At 77.0% G+C, this 15,957-nt stretch carries 18 protein-coding genes; 10 read left to right on the top strand and 8 right to left on the bottom strand.

The annotated features are described in order from the left end of the window. Positions 1-2: 2 nt before the first annotated feature. The gene (locus ACFC1T_RS37030; protein ID WP_375896800.1) at positions 3-1,286 is read left to right on the top strand and encodes an RNA polymerase sigma factor; all 1,284 of its coding nucleotides are present in this window, start codon (positions 3-5) and stop codon (positions 1,284-1,286) included. Between the two features lie 289 nt (positions 1,287-1,575). On the opposite strand, the gene ACFC1T_RS37025 is transcribed toward ACFC1T_RS37030, so the two are convergent. Next, the gene (locus ACFC1T_RS37025; protein ID WP_375896798.1) at positions 1,576-2,103 is read right to left on the bottom strand and encodes a cupin domain-containing protein; all 528 of its coding nucleotides are present in this window, start codon (positions 2,101-2,103) and stop codon (positions 1,576-1,578) included. A gap of 156 nt (positions 2,104-2,259) precedes the next feature. On the opposite strand from ACFC1T_RS37025, the gene ACFC1T_RS37020 reads away from it, so the two are divergent. Beyond that, entirely contained in the window at positions 2,260-3,792 is a 1,533-nt protein-coding gene (locus ACFC1T_RS37020; protein WP_375896795.1) for an alpha/beta hydrolase, read from the top strand. 61 nt (positions 3,793-3,853) lie between these two features. On the opposite strand, the gene ACFC1T_RS37015 is transcribed toward ACFC1T_RS37020, so the two are convergent. Both ACFC1T_RS37015 and ACFC1T_RS37010 read right to left on the bottom strand, forming a co-directional pair. Continuing rightward, positions 3,854-4,414 (bottom strand): DinB family protein, encoded by a 561-nt coding sequence (locus tag ACFC1T_RS37015; protein ID WP_375896792.1) that lies wholly within the window; start codon positions 4,412-4,414, stop codon positions 3,854-3,856. Between the two features lie 181 nt (positions 4,415-4,595). After that, positions 4,596-5,504: a LysR family transcriptional regulator gene (locus tag ACFC1T_RS37010; RefSeq protein ID WP_375896789.1), complete on the bottom strand. Its 909-nt coding sequence runs from the start codon at positions 5,502-5,504 to the stop codon at positions 4,596-4,598. Between the two features lie 65 nt (positions 5,505-5,569). Here ACFC1T_RS37010 and ACFC1T_RS37005 point away from each other — a divergent pair, with 65 nt between their 5' ends. The 6 genes from ACFC1T_RS37005 (at position 5,570) to ACFC1T_RS36980 (ending at position 11,361) form a co-directional block, all read left to right on the top strand. Further along, positions 5,570-6,355: an NAD(P)-dependent oxidoreductase gene (locus ACFC1T_RS37005; RefSeq protein WP_375896786.1), complete on the top strand. Its 786-nt coding sequence runs from the start codon at positions 5,570-5,572 to the stop codon at positions 6,353-6,355. A gap of 158 nt (positions 6,356-6,513) precedes the next feature. After that, positions 6,514-7,770: an MFS transporter gene (locus ACFC1T_RS37000; protein WP_375896783.1), complete on the top strand. Its 1,257-nt coding sequence runs from the start codon at positions 6,514-6,516 to the stop codon at positions 7,768-7,770. Between the two features lie 221 nt (positions 7,771-7,991). Next, positions 7,992-8,840, top strand: coding sequence for a BPL-N domain-containing protein (locus ACFC1T_RS36995; RefSeq protein ID WP_375896805.1), 849 nt, complete (start codon positions 7,992-7,994; stop codon positions 8,838-8,840). 288 nt (positions 8,841-9,128) lie between these two features. Further along, the gene (locus tag ACFC1T_RS36990; RefSeq protein WP_375896782.1) at positions 9,129-10,346 is read left to right on the top strand and encodes an FAD-dependent monooxygenase; all 1,218 of its coding nucleotides are present in this window, start codon (positions 9,129-9,131) and stop codon (positions 10,344-10,346) included. A 53-nt stretch (positions 10,347-10,399) separates the two neighbouring features. Next, positions 10,400-11,167, top strand: a complete 768-nt coding sequence (locus ACFC1T_RS36985) for a MerR family transcriptional regulator (protein WP_375896780.1) — start codon at positions 10,400-10,402, stop codon at positions 11,165-11,167. Then, positions 11,164-11,361 (top strand): hypothetical protein, encoded by a 198-nt coding sequence (locus ACFC1T_RS36980; RefSeq protein WP_375896778.1) that lies wholly within the window; start codon positions 11,164-11,166, stop codon positions 11,359-11,361. Before ACFC1T_RS36985 ends, ACFC1T_RS36980 begins: the two co-directional genes overlap by 4 nt. A 3-nt stretch (positions 11,362-11,364) precedes the next feature. On the opposite strand, the gene ACFC1T_RS36975 is transcribed toward ACFC1T_RS36980, so the two are convergent. The 3 genes from ACFC1T_RS36975 to ACFC1T_RS36965 form a co-directional block, all read right to left on the bottom strand. Continuing rightward, the gene (locus ACFC1T_RS36975) at positions 11,365-11,781 is read right to left on the bottom strand and encodes a VOC family protein (RefSeq protein ID WP_375896776.1); all 417 of its coding nucleotides are present in this window, start codon (positions 11,779-11,781) and stop codon (positions 11,365-11,367) included. 50 nt (positions 11,782-11,831) lie between these two features. Continuing rightward, on the bottom strand, positions 11,832-12,182 hold the full coding sequence (locus ACFC1T_RS36970) for a helix-turn-helix transcriptional regulator (RefSeq protein WP_375896803.1): 351 nt from the start codon (positions 12,180-12,182) through the stop codon (positions 11,832-11,834). Positions 12,183-12,387: 205 nt separating this feature from the next. Beyond that, positions 12,388-12,933 (bottom strand): hypothetical protein, encoded by a 546-nt coding sequence (locus tag ACFC1T_RS36965; RefSeq protein ID WP_375896774.1) that lies wholly within the window; start codon positions 12,931-12,933, stop codon positions 12,388-12,390. A gap of 101 nt (positions 12,934-13,034) precedes the next feature. On the opposite strand from ACFC1T_RS36965, the gene ACFC1T_RS36960 reads away from it, so the two are divergent. Together ACFC1T_RS36960 and ACFC1T_RS36955 are read left to right on the top strand one after the other, a co-directional pair. Then, entirely contained in the window at positions 13,035-13,667 is a 633-nt protein-coding gene (locus tag ACFC1T_RS36960) for a carbonic anhydrase (protein WP_375896771.1), read from the top strand. 147 nt (positions 13,668-13,814) lie between these two features. Next, entirely contained in the window at positions 13,815-14,450 is a 636-nt protein-coding gene (locus ACFC1T_RS36955) for a flavin reductase family protein (RefSeq protein ID WP_375896769.1), read from the top strand. A 53-nt stretch (positions 14,451-14,503) separates the two neighbouring features. On the opposite strand, the gene ACFC1T_RS36950 is transcribed toward ACFC1T_RS36955, so the two are convergent. Together ACFC1T_RS36950 and ACFC1T_RS36945 are read right to left on the bottom strand one after the other, a co-directional pair. Beyond that, positions 14,504-15,124, bottom strand: coding sequence for a hypothetical protein (locus ACFC1T_RS36950; RefSeq protein WP_375896766.1), 621 nt, complete (start codon positions 15,122-15,124; stop codon positions 14,504-14,506). A gap of 267 nt (positions 15,125-15,391) precedes the next feature. Continuing rightward, positions 15,392-15,957, bottom strand: a 566-nt coding sequence (locus ACFC1T_RS36945) for a TetR/AcrR family transcriptional regulator (protein ID WP_375896763.1), incomplete at its 5' end; no start/stop codon positions are given.

Raw genomic sequence — 15,957 nt, 5'->3', positions numbered from 1 at the left:
GCATCGAGGACGCCCGGCGGGCCGTCGAGGCCGTGTGGCGGATCGAGTCCGCCCGGGTCGTGGGCGCGCTGGCCCGCTACACCGGGGACTTCGCCCTGGCCGAGGACGTCGCCCAGGAGGCGCTGGCCGAGGCCCTGGTCTCCTGGGCGCGCGACGGCGCCCCGGCCGACCCGGTGGGCTGGCTGCTGGCCTGCGCCCGGCGCCGGGCCATCGACGCCTTCCGCCGCGCCTCGGCCCTGGACGAGCGCTACACCGCGCTCGCCGGCGGCCTGGCCGAGGGCCAGTTCAGCGCCGGCTCGGCGGCCGGGCCCGCACCGGCGCCGGAGCTGCCGTTCGACCCGGACCGGGTCGACGACGACGTCCTCGCCCTGATGTTCACCGCCTGCCACCCGGTGCTCTCCCCCGAGGCCCGGGTGGCGCTCACCCTGCGGGTGGTCGGCGGCCTGTCCAGCGAGGAGATCGCCCGGGCGTTCCTGGTGCCGGTGCCCACCGTGCAGGCCCGGATCACCCGCGCCAAGAAGACCATCGCCGCCGCGCACGTGCCCTTCGAGCTGCCGCCGCGGCGGCAGCGGCGCGAGCGCCTGGGCGCCGTCCTGAGCGTCCTGTACGTGGTCTTCACCGAGGGCTCGACGGCCACCTCCGGCACCGACCTGCTGCGCCCCGACCTCGCCTACGAGGCGCTGCGGCTGGCCAGGACCCTGGCCGCCCTGCTGCCCGACGAACCCGAGGTGCACGGGCAGCTCGCCCTGTTCGAGCTCACCGCCTCGCGCTTCCCGGCCCGCACCGGCCCGGACGGGGAGGCGGTGCTCCTGGAGGACCAGGACCGGCGCCGCTGGGACCACTCGGCGATCGGCCGCGGCCTGGCGGCCCTGGGCCGGGCCGCCACCCTCGGGCAGGGCCTGGGCCCGTACGGCCTCCAGGCGGCGATCGCGGCCTGCCACGCGGCGGCGCCCGGCGTGGCCGACACCGACTGGGAACGGATCGTGCTGCTCTACGAGGCGCTCGGCCGGGTGGCGCCGTCCCCGGTGGTCGAACTCAACCGGGCGGTGGCCGTCGCGATGGCCGAGGGGCCGGGGCCCGCGCTCGCCCTGGTCGACGACCTGGCCGTCTCCGGGCGCCTGGCCGGCTCCCACCTGCTGCCGGGCGTGCGCGGCGAACTGCTGACCCGCCTGGGGCGCACCGGCGAGGCCCGGGCGGAGCTGGAGCTCGCGGCCCGGCTGTGCCGCAACGCCCGCGAGCGGGCGGTGCTGCTGCGCAAGGCGGCCGCGCTCGACGGCGCGGGCTGACTCCGCGGGCTGGCTGCGCGGGTGACTGCGCAGGGTGACCGGAGGTACGGCCCGGCGTCCGAGCTGCGGACGCGGGGCCGTACGGACCGGCCGTTCAGCCGTTCAACCGTTCAGCACTGGGGCCGGCGGCCGTGGTTGGCCCCGCGCTTGGCCCGGGCCTTCTTCTTGCGGCGGCGCTTCGACGACATGGCGACTCCTCTCGCAACCGGCCCCCTGATCCCCCGGCCTTCCACCGTTCCACACCCGGGCCGCCCCGGCCCGTCGAAGGGCCCCGCGCCCCGGGACCGGGTCAGGCCCGGCCCGCCAGGGCGGCGCGCCAGGCGGGGCTGTCCACGTAGTGGTTGTCGAAGCGCTCGGCGGAGGCGGCGATCGCCCCCGGGTCGGCCTCGCCGCGCATGACGGTCCCCAGCAGGCGCAGGTAGTCGAAGCGATCCATGCCGGGGGCGAACACGAACAGCACGTCGGCCTCGGAGCCCGGGGCGGCGGCGAAGGCGTGCGGGGTGTGCGGGGGCACGGCCAGGAAGTCGCCCGCGTCCAGGACGGTGACCTCCTCGCCGACCAGGACCCGCAGCGAGCCGCTGATCACGAAGAACAGCTCCGTCGCCCGGGTGTGGAAGTGCGCCGGGGCCCCGACCGCGCCCCGGGCGAAGGCGGAGCGGTAGACGGTGAAGCCGCCCTCGCCGGGGGCCGTCTCGGCGAGCAGGGTCATGGTGGCGCTCGGGTCGGCGCAGGTCTCGGCCTCACCGTGGCGGGCCAGGACCGGGGCGGTGGCGGGGGTGGCAGCGGGGGCGGGGGCGGTGCTCTCCGTCGTCGTCATGGGACCAGCCTAGGAGCGGAAAGACCCACGATCATGGGGCAATCGAGCACCGTTTCCATGGGTCAATCGGATCCGGCAGGTGCGCCCGCGCGACGGCACGGGGCCCTCCTCGGGCCGCCAACCCCCCTACGGCACGGGGACTTTAGGGTGGACGCCATGAAGCCCGCCCTGGTACTCGCCGCCGCCCTGGCCCTGTCCGCGGCCGCCGCTCCCACCGCCACCGCCGCCACCGCCGCCACCCCGGCCGCACCGGCCGCACCGGCCGACAAGGCCGCCGCCGCCGATCCGCCGGAGCGCTTCCGGCACCAGGCCCTCGCCTGGGGACCGTGCCAGGATCCGGAGTTGGCCGCCGCCGGCGCCGAGTGCGCCACGCTCACCGTCCCGCTGGACTACCGCGCGCCCGACGGCCGCACCCTGCCCCTCGCCGTCTCCCGGATCCGCTCCGCCGACCCCGCCGCCCGGCACGGCGTCCTGCTGTCCAACCCGGGCGGCCCCGGCGAGCGCGCACTGGCCCTGCCGGTCGCGCTGCGCGACCGGCTGGCCCCGGCCACGGCCGCCGCCTACGACCTGATCGGGATGGACCCGCGCGGGGTGGGTGCCAGCGGCGGCCTCGACTGCGGCCTGAACCACGGCACTTGGCTGCGCTCGGCGGGCAGCGGCGCGGCCGGCTTCCGGGAGAGCTGGCGCCTGGCGAAGGCGGACGCCGACGCCTGCCTGGGCAAGTACCCGGACCTGCTGCCGCACCTGACCACCCGCAACACCGCGCGCGACCTGGACGTGCTGCGATCGGCCCTGGGCGAGCAGCGCGCCTCCTTCTTCGGCCAGTCCTACGGCGCGCTGCTGGGCGCGGTGTACGCGCAGCTGTATCCGGGCCGGGTGGACCGCCTGGTGCTGGACAGCGCGCCGGACCCGGACCGGTACGGGGTCCGGACGCTCCAGGACATGGGGGCCGCCAACGAGCGGGCGCTGGACGACTTCGCCGCCTGGGCCGCGCCCCGCGACGACCGGTACCGGCTGGGCGCGACGGCGGCGGCGGTGCGCGCCACCGTGCAGGGCCTGGTCCGGCGCGCCGAGGCGGCGCCGATCGGCATCGACGGGTTCCGCCTCGACGGCGCCCTGCTGCCGTTCCTGCTCACCGTCTGCCAGGGCGACGACCGCGACAGCGCCGACTACGCGGACGTGCTGCGCCAGTTGCTGGACGCCGCCGACGGCAGGCCGGTGCAGGCGAGCCCGACCCTGCACGCGCTGCTGACGGCCGTCCTGGCGCCCGACCCGCAGGCCGGCGCCGACCTCGCCGCCGCGATCGGCTACCTGTGCGACGACGTGGCGATGCCGCGCTCCCCCGGGTGGTACGCGGCCGCCGTCGAACGCTCCCGCGCCACCCGGCCCCTCTTCGGACCGGTGTTCAACGGGCCCACGCCGTGCGCGAGTTGGCCGACCGACCCGCAGGAGCCGTTCGTCCAGGTGCGCAACGCGGTGCCCGCCCTGCAGATCCAGTCCACCGGCGACACCCACGCCCCCTACGCCGGCGCCCTGGCCCTGCACGCCCGGCTGTCCGCCTCCCGGCTGCTGACCGTCCCCGGCCGGATCCACACCGTCCTCCTCAACGGCTACAGCCCCTGCGCCCAGCGCGCCGTGGACGCCTACCTGTCCACCGGCGTGCTGCCGCCGGCCGACGCCACCTGCTGAGGGTGAGGGGCGCCGGGGCCGCCGGGCCGCCGGGGCGCCGGCCGCCCCGGCAGCCCTCACGTCACTGGCCCACGCGGCCGTCCACGCACTCGCGCAGCAGGTCGGCGTGGCCGCAGTGGCGGGCGTACTCCTCGATGCGGTGCACCTGGACCTCCCGGACCGAGAGCCGCTGCTTGCCGAGGCGCTCGCCGAGGTCCGGATGGGCGGCCAACGCGGCGTCCAGGGCGGCCTGTTCGCGCTCCAGGTCGCGCCAGGCGGCCTCGACCAGGGCCGGGTCGGGGAGCGCCCCGTCGAAGTCGGCGTCGCGGGCGCCGTAGAGCTTGGGCTGCGGCTCGCCCTCGCGGATCCAGTTGTGCCAGTCGCGTTCCACCTCGGCCAGGTGGCGCACCAGGCCGAGCAGCGACATGGTCGAGGGCGGCACCGAGCGCCGGGCGAGCTGCTCGGCGTCCAGGCCCTCGCACTTCATCCGCAGGGTGAGGCGGTAGTTGACCAGGTAGTCCTCGAGGGTGGCGGCCTCGCCGTCCGGGGCGGGGCCTTCACTGTTGCGTGGATCGTCGGCCGGGTCGGCCCACATGTCGGGGTAGACGGTGGCCTGGGTCCATCGCTCGGGTCGCTCGCTCATCCCCGCATGATCGCCCGCAACCACCGCACCCTTCAACCGAGTTAACGCGCCACCCGGCCCCCTGCCCGGTTGACGGTCGCGGTGCCGCCGGCCCGGACGGTGGAGGCGGCGGAGCGCCGACTCCGGCCAAGCGCCGGCCCCGGTGGGAGCCAACTCCGGCGAGCGCCAACTCCGTTGGGCGTCAGCCCCGGTGGGCGTCGGCTGCCGCCCGCAGGAAGCCGAGGAAGCCGGCCACCGCGGGCGGCACCCGCTGCCCCCGGCGGGTGGCGGTGCAGACGTGGCGCACGGGGGTGTCCTGGGGGTGGAGGGGGACCAGGGCGATGTCGGGGCGGGCGGCGCGGGCGGCCAGGGCGGGGATGAGGGTGGGGCCCAACCCCGCGGCGACCAGGCCGAGTTTGGCGGCCCAGGCGCCGACGGCGTACTCGATGCGGGGCTGGAAGCCGCTGCGCAGGCAGGCGGCGAGCAGGGTGGATCCGGGGTCGCGGCGGGCGGCGATCCAGGGTTCGTCGGCGAGTTCGGCCAGCCGCAGGCGGCGCCGGCCGGCGAGCCGGTGGCCGCGCGGGAGGGCGACCAGGACGGGGTCGGCGAGCAACGGGTGCAGCTCGAACTGGTCGGTGTCGTAGGCGTCCTGGGGGTCCTCGGCGTAGGAGGCGACCACGGCGAGGTCGATGGTGGCCTCGGCGAGGCGCTCCAGCAGCTGGGCGCTGAGGCCTTCGGTGAGGGTGGTCTCGACCTGCGGATGGGCGGTGCGGAAGGCGGCGAGGGCGGCGGGGACGAGTTCGGCGTTGGCGCTGTCGAAGGCGCCCGCCCGCAGGCGTCCGGCGTCGAGTTCGGTGAGGGCGACGAGGTCGCGGCGGGTGGTGTCGAGGCGTTCCAGCAGGGCCTCGGCGTGCGGGAGCAGGGCGCGGCCGTGTTCGGTCAGCCGGACCCCGCGGGCCAGGCGGTCGAACAGCGGGGCGCCCAACTCGGCTTCCAGGGTGGCGATCTGGCGGGAGACGGCGGACTGGGTGAAGCCCAGGCGCTCGCCGGCGGCGGTGAAGGAGCCCAGGTGGGCGACGGTGCGGAAGACGTCCAGCCAAGCCATGTCCATTACGCATGAGTACCATGCGAGACATTCGTTTGTCGCCTGGCTCGGGGCTGCCTAGCGTGGGGGCCATGGAAAAGATCGCCTTTCTGGGCCTGGGCCGGATGGGGCTGCCGATGGCCCGTCGCCTGGCCGCCGCCGGCTACCCGTTGACCGTGTGGAACCGCACTCCCGGCCGCGCCGACGGCCTGACCGAGGCCGCCGACCCGGCCGGGGCGGTGGCCGGGGCCGGCATCGTCGTCACGATGCTCTCCGACCCGCAGGCCGCCGCCGAGGTCGCCGGGCGCTTCACCGCCGCGCTGGCCCCCGGCACCCTGTGGATCGACATGTCCTCGATCGGCCCGCGCGCCCTCGCCGGGCTGCGGGAGCGGCTGCCGGAGGGCGTGGCCCTGGTGGACGCCCCGGTGCTGGGCAGCGTCGGCCCGGCCGCCCGCGGCGAGCTGACCGTCTACGCGGGCGGCGAGGACGCCGACCTGGAGCGCGCCGAGCCGGTGCTGTCCCACCTGGGCCGGGTGCGGCGCTGCGGGGGCCCCGGTGCGGGGGCGGCGTTGAAGGTGGTGGTGATGGGCGCGATCGTCACCTCGGTCGCCGTCCTGGACGAAGTGCTTTCGGTGGCGGGCGAGTTGGGCGTGCCGCAGGAGCAGGCGCTGGAGGTGCTGGCGGCCGGGCCGCTCGCGGGGGTGGTGGCCCGGGCGCGCAGCGCGGAGTCGGACTTCCCGGTGCGGCTGGCCGCCAAGGACCTCGCCCTGGCGGGCGGCGGCCCGCTGCTGGCGGCGGCCCGTCAGGCGCTGCTGGCGGACCCGTCGATCGCGGACCGGGACCTGTCGGCGGTGGTGCGGGCGCTGCGGGAGGACTGACGCCCGCCGCCGTGGAGGGCGGGCCTGCGGCTCGGAGGAACGTCCAGCGCCGCCCCGCCCGCGGCGCGGCCCGCTTGGTGCCGCCGCCGATGGCCGGGCGCGCGCGCCGTCCGGTGTAGTGGGGGGCGTCCGCCGCGACCACCGATGAAGGGCGCCCCTTGTCCGCTCGCACCGCCGTGCAAGGCGTCGTCCGACTCGCCGGGCCCCGGCTGCCCCTGGTGTCCTTCCTCGCCCGGCTGCCCGCCGCGCTGTGCCCGACCGGGACGCTGCTGATGGTGACCGCGCTGGACGGGGTGGGCCGCGGCGGGGTGGTGGCGGGCCTGCTGTGGGGCGGGCAGGCGGTGGGCGGGCCGCTGCTGGGCCGGCTGGCCGACCGGCGCGGCCACCGTCCGGTGATCCTGGCGGCGTCGCTGGCCAACGCGCTGCTGACGGCCGCCCTGGTGGTGGCCTCGGTCGGCGCCCTGGCGCCGGCGGTGCAGGCCGGGTGCGCGGCGCTGGCGGGTTTCACCGTGCCGCAGATCGGGCCGCTGTCGCGGACCCGCTGGATCGCGCTGGCGGGCGGGCGCCGTGACGGCCACGAACTGGTCGGCCCGGCGCTGGCCTTCGACGCGGTGGTGGACGAGACGAGTTTCGTGGCCGGCCCCGCCCTGGTCGGGGTGCTGGCCTGGGCGGTGCACCCGGCGGCGGGCCTGGTGTGCGCGGCGGTGCTGATGGCGGTGTTCGGCACGGTGTTCGCGCTGCACCCGACGGCCCCGGCGCCGGCGCCCGCGGTGGCAGCGGCGCCCACGGCGGCGGGGCGCACGGCGGCGGGGCGGGTGCTGTCCGGGCCGCTGCTGGTGCTGATCGCCGTGACGGTGCTGCAGGGCGTGGTGTTCGGCGCCGCCAACACCGGGGTGCAGTACCTGGCCCGGGGGGACGCGGGCGTCGGCGGCCTGGTCTGGTCGGCGATGGGGGTGAGCAGCGCGGCGGCCGGGGTCCTGCTGGCCTCGTTCGCGGAGCGTTTCGACCTCACCGCGCGGCTGCGCACGGCGGTGGCGGCGCAGGCGGTGCTGCTGCTGGGGCTGCTGCCGGTGGACGGGGTGGCGGGTGCGGCGGTGGCGGTGGGGGCGGTGGGGTTCGCGGTGGCGCCGGCGCTGATCGCGGTGTTCGGCCTGGTGGAGCGGGTCGCGCCGGCGGGCCGGATGGCGGAGGCGATGACGCTGCTGGGCAGCGGGCTGATCGCGGGGCAGGGGCTGGCGGTGACGGGGGTGGGGCCGCTGGTCGGCGCGCACGGGCCCCTCGCGGCGTTCGCGTTGGCCTGTGCGGCCGGGGCGCTGGCCCTGCTGCTGGTGCTGGCGCTGGTGCGGCTTCGGCGGTTCCCGCCGGCCCGGCCGGCGCCGGCCCCGGCGCTCGCGGCGGCGGCCGCGTCCTCCTGAGGCCCGGGGCCTCCTGACGCCCGGGGCCTCCTGACGCCCGAACACTCCCGAGTCCCCGGGGCCGTCAACCGCGGGCCTCCCCCGGTTCCACCCCGGGGCCGGTCAACGACCGCCTCCCCGTTCACCCGATCAGGGGGGCTGGTGTGCGGGCCCGGGGGCGTGGGCCGTAGCGTCGTGGCGGCGGACGGCAACGGCCCGGGGAGGCGGCACGCGTGCAGGTCATGAGGGTTGGGCGGGGCGCGGCGGCGCTGGCGCTGGCGGCGGTGGTGCTGGCGGCGTCGGCGTGCGGGGCTCCCCCCTCCGGGGGCGGCCCGGACGGCGCCGCGCGGGCCGGCCGGGCGCCGCGCGCGGACGCGGGCGGCGGGGCCGCGCCGGATCCGCAGGGCCGTCCGCTGGCGCTGGTCTACCGGGGCCCGGCGGCCTGCGAGGGCTGCCCGGAGGCGGCGCACGACCTGCTGGAGCACGACGGCTTCGCGGTGCGCTACATCGGGCCCGAGGAGGAGGTCCGCTTCGGCCCGGACGCGCTGTCCGGCGCGGCGCTGTACGTGCAGCCGGGCGGCACCAACGGGCAGGAGGTGTCCACCGCCTGGCGCCTGCTGCAGCAGGACCCGGGCTTCTCCCCCGAGCTGGTGCGCGCCTACGTGCGCGGCGGCGGGCACTACCTGGGGCTGTGCATGGGCGGCTACCTGGCCGGCCACGACCCCGGCTACGGCCTCCTGCCGGGCGACTCCGGGCAGTACATCAGCTCCGGGGGCGCCACCGTCACCGACGAGCAGGACCACCTGGTCGACGTCTCCTGGCGCGGGCAGCCGCAGCGGATGTACTTCCAGGACGGCCCGTACTTCGACCTGGAGGGCCCGGGCGCCCAGGTGCTGGCCCGCTACACCAACGACCGGGCCGCGGCCGCCGTCGCCCCGTACGGCTCGGGCCGGGTGGCGGTCAGCGGCCCGCACCCGGAGGCCCCGGCCGAGTGGTACCGCGACTACGGCCTCTCCGACGAGTCGCCGGCCGGCCTCGCCCTGGGCGGGGACCTGGTGCACACCCTGCTGGGCACGGCGCCGAAGTCCTGAACCGGGCTCCGCACCCGCCCCCGCAGACCCCGCCCCACCCTGAGCCGCCCCCGCCCCACCCTGAGCCGTCCCCGAGCCGACCCCGACCCCGTCGGCCCGCCCCTCGCGCGCACTAGTGCACCCGCGGGCGCCACCGCAGGCCACCGGCCTGCGCCGAACCCTCCCCCGGAGGCCGGCGAACCACCCCCGGACCGACCCCGAAGCGCCCTGGTGCACTAGTGCGCCAGCCCCAAACAACCGCAGAACAAGGCTTGTTGACCGCGATGCGTACGGCGTACGGTTGCGGGCATGGAGAACACCGACATCCTCGTCTCCGGCGCCGGCATCGCCGGCCCCGCCCTCGCCCACTGGCTGCGCCGCCACGGCTTCAATCCCACCGTCGTCGAGCGGGCCCCCGCCCCGCGCCCCGGCGGGCAGGCCGTCGACCTGCGCGGCGCCGGACGCACCGTCATCGAGCGGATGGGCCTGATGGAGCGCGCCCGCGCGCTGTGCGTGGAGCAGCGCGGCATCGCCCTGGTCGACACCCGCGGCCGGCACAGCGCCCGGATGCCCGTCGAGCTGTTCGGGGGCGAGGGCATCGTCTCCGAGCTGGAGATCCTGCGCGGCGACCTCGCCGACCTGCTCCGGCAGGCCACCGACGGCGTCGAGTACCTGTACGACGACACGGTCACCGCCCTGGCGGAGGACGCCGACGGTGTCACCGTCCACTTCGAGAACGCCCCCGCCCGCCGCTTCCACCTGGTCGTCGGCGCCGACGGGCTGCACTCGGCGGTGCGCCGCCTGGCCTTCGGCCCGGAGCCGGACCACTACCGCCCGCTCGGCGGCCACCACTGCTGGTTCACCGTCCACGACCCGGCGCTGGCGCGCGAGTTGGACGGCTGGTTCCTGATGTACAACGCCCCCGGCGGGCTGGTCGCCGCCGCCCGGCCCGGCCGGCTGCCCGGGGAGGTCAAGGCCTCCCTGGCCTTCCGCTCCGGCCCGCTCGCCCTCGAGCGCGGCGACGACGCCGCCAGGCGCCGGCTGCTCGCCGACCGCTTCGCCGGCGCCGGCTGGCGGGTGGAGCGCCTGGTCGCGGGCATGGCCGCCGCCGACGACTTCGCCTTCGACTCCTTCGGCCAGATCCACCTGGAGCGCTACAGCCGCGGCCGCGTCGCCCTGCTCGGCGACGCCGGCTACAGCCCCAGCCCGCTCACCGGCCTGGGCACCAGCCTCGCCCTGGTCGGCGCCTACCTGCTGGCCGGTGAACTCGCCGCCGCGGCGGGCGACTTCACCACCGCCTACGCCCGCTACGAGGAGCTGATGCGCCCCTACGTGACCCGCGCCCAGGAGCTGCCGCCCGGCGGCGTCAACGGCTACGCCCCCGACAGCGCCCTGATGATCCGCCTGCGCGCCGCCTCGATGCGCTGGATGGGCCGCTGGCCGCTGCGCGCCGTCCTGGCCGCCCAGTTCGCCAAGGCCGGCGACATCGCCCTGCCCGACTACCCGCTGCCCGCCCGTGCCGCCTGAGGTGCGCCCCGGGGGCTTGCACCTCACGCGGCGTCAGGAGGGATGCTCGTGCCATGCCCTCCTCCGAACAGACCTGGAAGGTCGGCCCGCTCGCCGAGGCGAGCGGACTGACCGTACGCACCCTCCACCACTGGGACCAGCTCGGCCTGCTGTGCCCCTCCCGGCGCACCGCCTCCGGCCACCGCGCCTACACCGAGCAGGACGTCGTGCGGCTCTACCAGATCCTCGCCCTGCGCCGCCTGGGCCTGGGCCTGGAGACCATCGCCACCTGCCTGGACGCCGGCGTGGACGTGCGGCGCCTGGTGCGCGAGCACCTGGCCGCCACCGAGGCCTCCCTGGCGGCGCTGCGGGAGCTGCGCGAGCGCCTGGGCCACCTGGACGGCGAGCTCGCCGCCGCACGCGAGCCCGGCACCGAGGACCTGCTGCGCCTGGTGCGGGCCGCCGGCGCCACCCGGCCCGCCGCCGACGAGGCCCTGCGCCGCCACCTCGACGAGGACCAGCTGCACGCCCTCGCCGACCACGCGGCCGCCCTCGGCCCGGCCGCCCACTACCTGCTGGAGGTCGAGTGGCCCCAGCTCTACCGCCGCGCCGAGGCCCTGCGCGCCGCCGGCACCGACCCGGCCGACCCCCGGGTGCGCCGCATCGCCGCCCGCCTCGACGAGCTCTCCCGCCTGTTCAGCGGCGGCGACACCACGCTGTCCGCCGCCGTGCGCACCGCCTGGCGCGAGGACCCGGCCGCCCTGTCCGGCGACCCCGCCGCCCCCGCCGACGCCTGGGCCGACCTGCGCACCTTCCTCGACCGGGCCCGGGAGGCGTCATGATGCCCCGCCGGGTGCGGCTGCGCGTCGCCCTGCTGAGCACCCTGCCCGTCCTGGCGGTGACCGTCCTGGCGCTGTTCCCGCTGGCCCTGGCCGGCCTGCTGCCCTGGGCGGTGCCGCCGGCCGTGCTGCTGGCCCAGGGCGTCCAGGCCTGGCTGGTCCTGCACCGCCTGGGCCGCCCGGCCGGAAGGCCCTGAGCGCTACTTGGCGCGCGGCTGGTTGAAGCGCAGCATGTTGCCCGCCGGGTCGCGGAAGGCGCAGTCGCGCACGCCGTAGGGCTGGTCCATCGGCTCCTGGAGGACCTCGGCGCCGGCGGCGCGGATGCGCTCGAAGGTGGCGTCGCAGTCGTCGGTGCGGAAGATGACGCCGCGCAGCAGCCCCTTGGCGAGGAGTTCGGCGGCGGCCCGGCGGTCGTCCTCGGAGGCGTGCGGGTCGGCCAGCGGGGGTTCCAGGACGATCTCCACCCCGGGCTGCTCGGGCGAGCCGACGGTGACCCAGCGCATGCCCTCGAAGCCGACGTCGTTGCGCACCTCGAAGCCGAGGACGTCGCGGTAGAAGGCGAGCGCCTTGTCGTGGTCGTCGACGGCGATGAAGCACTGCGCGAGTTCGATGCTCATGCACGTCAACTTACGGGAGAGGGGCCGCCCTTCGCCTCAGGTACGGCGCCTCAGGTGCGGCGCGCGGGGCGGGTGCGGATCTTGGCGATGCAGGCGGGGATGGGCTCGCCGTCGGCGTGGTCGCGGGAGCGGTAGGCGCTGGGGCTCTCGCCGACCAGTTCGGTGAAGCGGCTGCTGAAGGAGCCGAGCGAGGTGCAGCCCACCGCCATGCACACCTCGGTGACGCTGAGGTCGCCGCGCCGCAGCAGCGCCTTGGCCCGTTCGATCCGGCGGGTCATCAGGTAGCTGTACGGGGTCTCGCCGTAGGCGGTGCGGAAGCTGCGCGAGAAGTGGCCGGGCGACATCAGCGCGGTGCGGGCCAGCGCGGGCACGTCCAGCGGCTGGTCGTACTCGCGGTCCATCCGGTCGCGGGCCCGGCGCAGCCGGACGAGGTCTTCGAGGGGTACGCGGGTGGGCACAGCAGCCACCGTACCGGGCCGCTCGGACACCCTGCCCCGCCCGGCGCGCGCCCGGTAACCGGGTGGTGGCGCCGGGCGGGCCGGCCGCCACCGCGGCGAGGTGCGTGCCCCGACGCCGCGGACCCGGCGGGGATCCGGGGGACAGGCGTCAGGCGGTGCGCGGGCCGCGGGCGAGCAGCGGGGCACCGCCGTCGTGCGGCAGGACGACGAGGTAGCGCCAGGGGCCGTCCTCGGCCACGGCCAGCGAGAGGGTCTGCGCCTCGAAGGCCGCGGCGGCGGGGGCGGCGCCCTCGGTCAGTTCGTCGAGGCCGGCGTGCGACGCCAGGAAGTCCGCGGGGCCGTTGAACCACTTGGGGACGGGCGCGCCGCGGCGCAGCGCGGCCAGCAGGTCCGCGCGCAGCGGCCCCTCGGCGGCGTCCAGGACGCGTTCGTGCAGGCGTTCCTGGACGCCGGGGCGGGTCGGGGCGGCGGCGGCGAGGTGCTGGCAGCGCGGGCAGAACCGGGCGCCGACGCGCACGCCGAACGGGTGGCGGTAGCGGACGATGGTGCGTGGCTGTTCCTGGCACAGTGTCCGGTCGTCGCCGACCGCGGCGTGCTCCGGTTCGTCCGGTTCGCCCTCGACGGTGCAGGCCCCGAAGGTGGCGGGTTGCCGGGCGGTGGCGAAGGACCAGCCGGTGGGCGTGTCGGTGTTCATGCGCGCGACCCTGCCACGGCGGCGGGGGCGCGGGCATCCGCTTTTTCGTGGCACCCGGCCCCCGGCTGCGGGTCCCGGCGGCGGCGATCTAGGGTGGCCGCATGATCTCCTCTCCGATATCCGGCCCGATATCCGACCCCGCCGAGGCGCTGCGGGTGCTGCTGGAGGGCAATGCCCGTTTCGTCGGCGGCAGCCCCGAGCACCCCAACCAGGACGCCGGGCGGCGGGCCGCGCTGGGGGCGGCGCAGAAGCCGTTCGCGGTGCTGTTCGGCTGTTCCGACTCCCGGCTGGCCGCCGAGATCATCTTCGACCGGGGTCTGGGTGACCTGTTCGTGGTGCGCACCGCCGGTCACGTGACCGGTGCGGAGGCGCTGGGCAGCATCGAGTACGGGGCGGCGGTGCTGGACTGCCCGCTGGTGGTGGTGCTCGGGCACGACTCGTGCGGCGCGGTGGCGGCGGCGCTGGACTCCCTGGAGCAGGGCAGGCTGCCCGGCGGCTTCGTGCGGGACGTGGTGGAGCGGGTGACGCCGAGCGTGCTGTCGGCGAAGGCGGCGGGCATCGAGGACCCGGACGCGATCGTGGACGAGCACATCCGCCAGACGGTGGACCTGCTGCTGGAGCGCTCGCAGCTGCTGGCCGCCCGGGTCGCCGAGGGGCGGGCCGCGGTGGTGGGCCTGTCGTACCGGCTGACCGACGGCCAGGCCCGTACGGTCGCCGTCCGCGGCCTGGGCTGACCCCCCCGGCGCCGCGAGCTGCGGGTGCGGGAACGCGGTGTCCGATCCCCGCCAGCGCCGGGGCGCGGGCGGGGGCAGAGTCGGTGTCCGGTCGCGGACCGTCCGGTCCGGGCCACCGACTCATCCGATGCGAGGACGGCTCTTCCCGTGCACAAGGTCACCGATCTCAAGGTTCTCTACTTCGGCACCCCGGTGGTGCTGATCGGCTCGCGCAACGAGGACGGCAGCGCCAACCTGGCGCCGATGTCCTCGGCCTGGTGGCTGGGGCAGACCTGCGTGCTGGGGCTGGGCAACAGCTCCCAGACGTCGGTCAACCTGCGGCGCGAGGGCGAGTGCGTGCTCAACCTGCCCTCGGCCGGGCAGGTCGACGCCGTGGACGCGCTCGCGCTGCTGACCGCCAACCCGCGGATCACCGAGCACCGGCTCGCGCAGGGCTACCGGCACGAGCGGGGGAAGTTCGCCGCCGCGGGGCTGACCGAGCTGCCCGGTGAGCTGGTGCGGGCGCCGCGGGCCGCCGAGTGCCCGGTGCAGCTGGAGTGCCGGCTGGAGGAGGCCCGGCCGCTGGCGGGCAACCCGGGGTGCACCGCCTTCGAGGTCTCGGTGGTGCGCGCGCACGTGGACGAGCGGCTGATCGTGCCGGGCACCGACCACTACGTGGACCCGGTCGGCTGGGACCCGCTGATCATGAAGTTCTGCGAGTTCTTCGGCGAGGGCCGGCGGCTGACGCCCTCGCGGCTGGCGGAGGGCTGGCAGATGCCGGGGAGGATGCCGGCCGCGGTGTGAGGCGGCCGGGCCGCACCCCGGGCCGCGTCCTGGGCCGTGTCCCGGGCCCCGGCTCAGGCGACGGTCGCCCCGCAGGAGTCGCACACCCGGGTCGCGGGCAGTTCCAGGAAGCAGTTGGGGCAGATCGCCGGCGGGCGCGGGGTGGTCGCGGTGGCCGCGGCGGCCGCGGGGGCGGCGGCGGCGCTCTTGCGGCGGGTCACCGTGGTCTTCAGGCGCGGGGCCAGGGCGGGGATGCCGCCGTCGGCGGGCAGGTCGGCGCCGAAGTGCCGGTAGCAGGCGAGCCGGGCGGCGGCGGCGTGCTGCTCGCGGTCCATCTCGTCCAGGACGGGCGGCTGCCCGGCGACCTCCAGCACGTCCTGGTAGCCGGCCCCGACCATGCCGTCGGTGGCGTTCACGACCAGGGCGGTCAGCGGCGGGTCGCCGCGCCGGTGGGCCTCGCGCACCACCAGGGCCAGCACCTTGCCGATCCAGTGCCGCTGGTTGACGCTGGTGCGCACCCCGGAGGCCTGCTGGACGGCCTCGGCCAGCTCGGCGTAGGTGATCACCGCGTGGTAGCGGTGGGCCACGTCCACCAGGGCCGGGTAGGCCGCCCTGGTCCACACGATGTGCGCCTGGCTGACGGCGACGGCCGTGCCGTCCGCCTCCCGCCAGTAGCCGCGCTGCTGCTGCGTCATCCCGTCCGCCCCTCGTCCCGTCGCGCCTGTCGGCCCCCGCCGGGAGCGAGGCTACCCCGCGGCGGTGTCCGGTTTCCTGTCGGGGGCGCGGCCGGGGGGCTTGACTTCAAGTGCTGTTGAAGTCGTCGAATGGGTGCCGACCGCAGCCGTACGGGCTTTCCGCGGTCGATGCCCCGCCCGTACGGGAACGGACCGGGGCCGGGGCCGCCTCCCTTCGATCGTGCCGTTGGCGGCCCCGGCCCTCGTCGCCGTTGCCCCACCGGTGCCTCACCGCCGCGCGGTGAGGCCGTCCAGGGTGAGGTCGAGCAGGCGCTCGGCCTGCTCGCGGTGCCCGGCGCCCGCCGAGGTGAGGGCGATGCCCTCCAGGGCGGCGGCGAGGTCGGTGGGCCGGATGTCGGTGCGGATCGCGCCGGCGGCCGCGCAGGCGTCCATGAGCGCGGTGACGGCGGCCCGGATCATCTCCCGGCTGCCGCCGTAGGGGTTGGCCCCGGTGGCGGCGATGGCGCGCAGGGCGTCGATCATGCCGTACTTGGCGGTGGCGTAGTCCAGGAACAGGCGGGTCCAGGCGCGCAGCGCCTGCTCGGGCGGCCGCTCGGCGAGCAGGGCGGGGGCGGCCTCGCACAGCTGGGCCACCTCGTTGCGGTAGACCGCCTCGATCAGGTCCTCCCGGGTGGGGAAGTTGCGGTAGAGGGTGGCGCTGCCCACGCCCGCCTCCTTGGCGATGCGCTCCAGGTGCGCGTCGGGCCCCTGCTCCCCGAACACGCGCGCGGCGGTGGTGAGGATCTTCTCCCGGTTGCGCCGCGCGTCGGCCCGCAGCGGCCGGGGGGCTGCGT

The sequence above is a fragment of the Kitasatospora sp. NPDC056076 genome (assembly GCF_042266305.1).
Classification (GTDB): Bacteria; Actinomycetota; Actinomycetes; order Streptomycetales; family Streptomycetaceae; genus Kitasatospora.
Note: the sequence above shows the minus strand (reverse complement) of the source record. Positions and strands in the feature narration are given on the sequence as shown.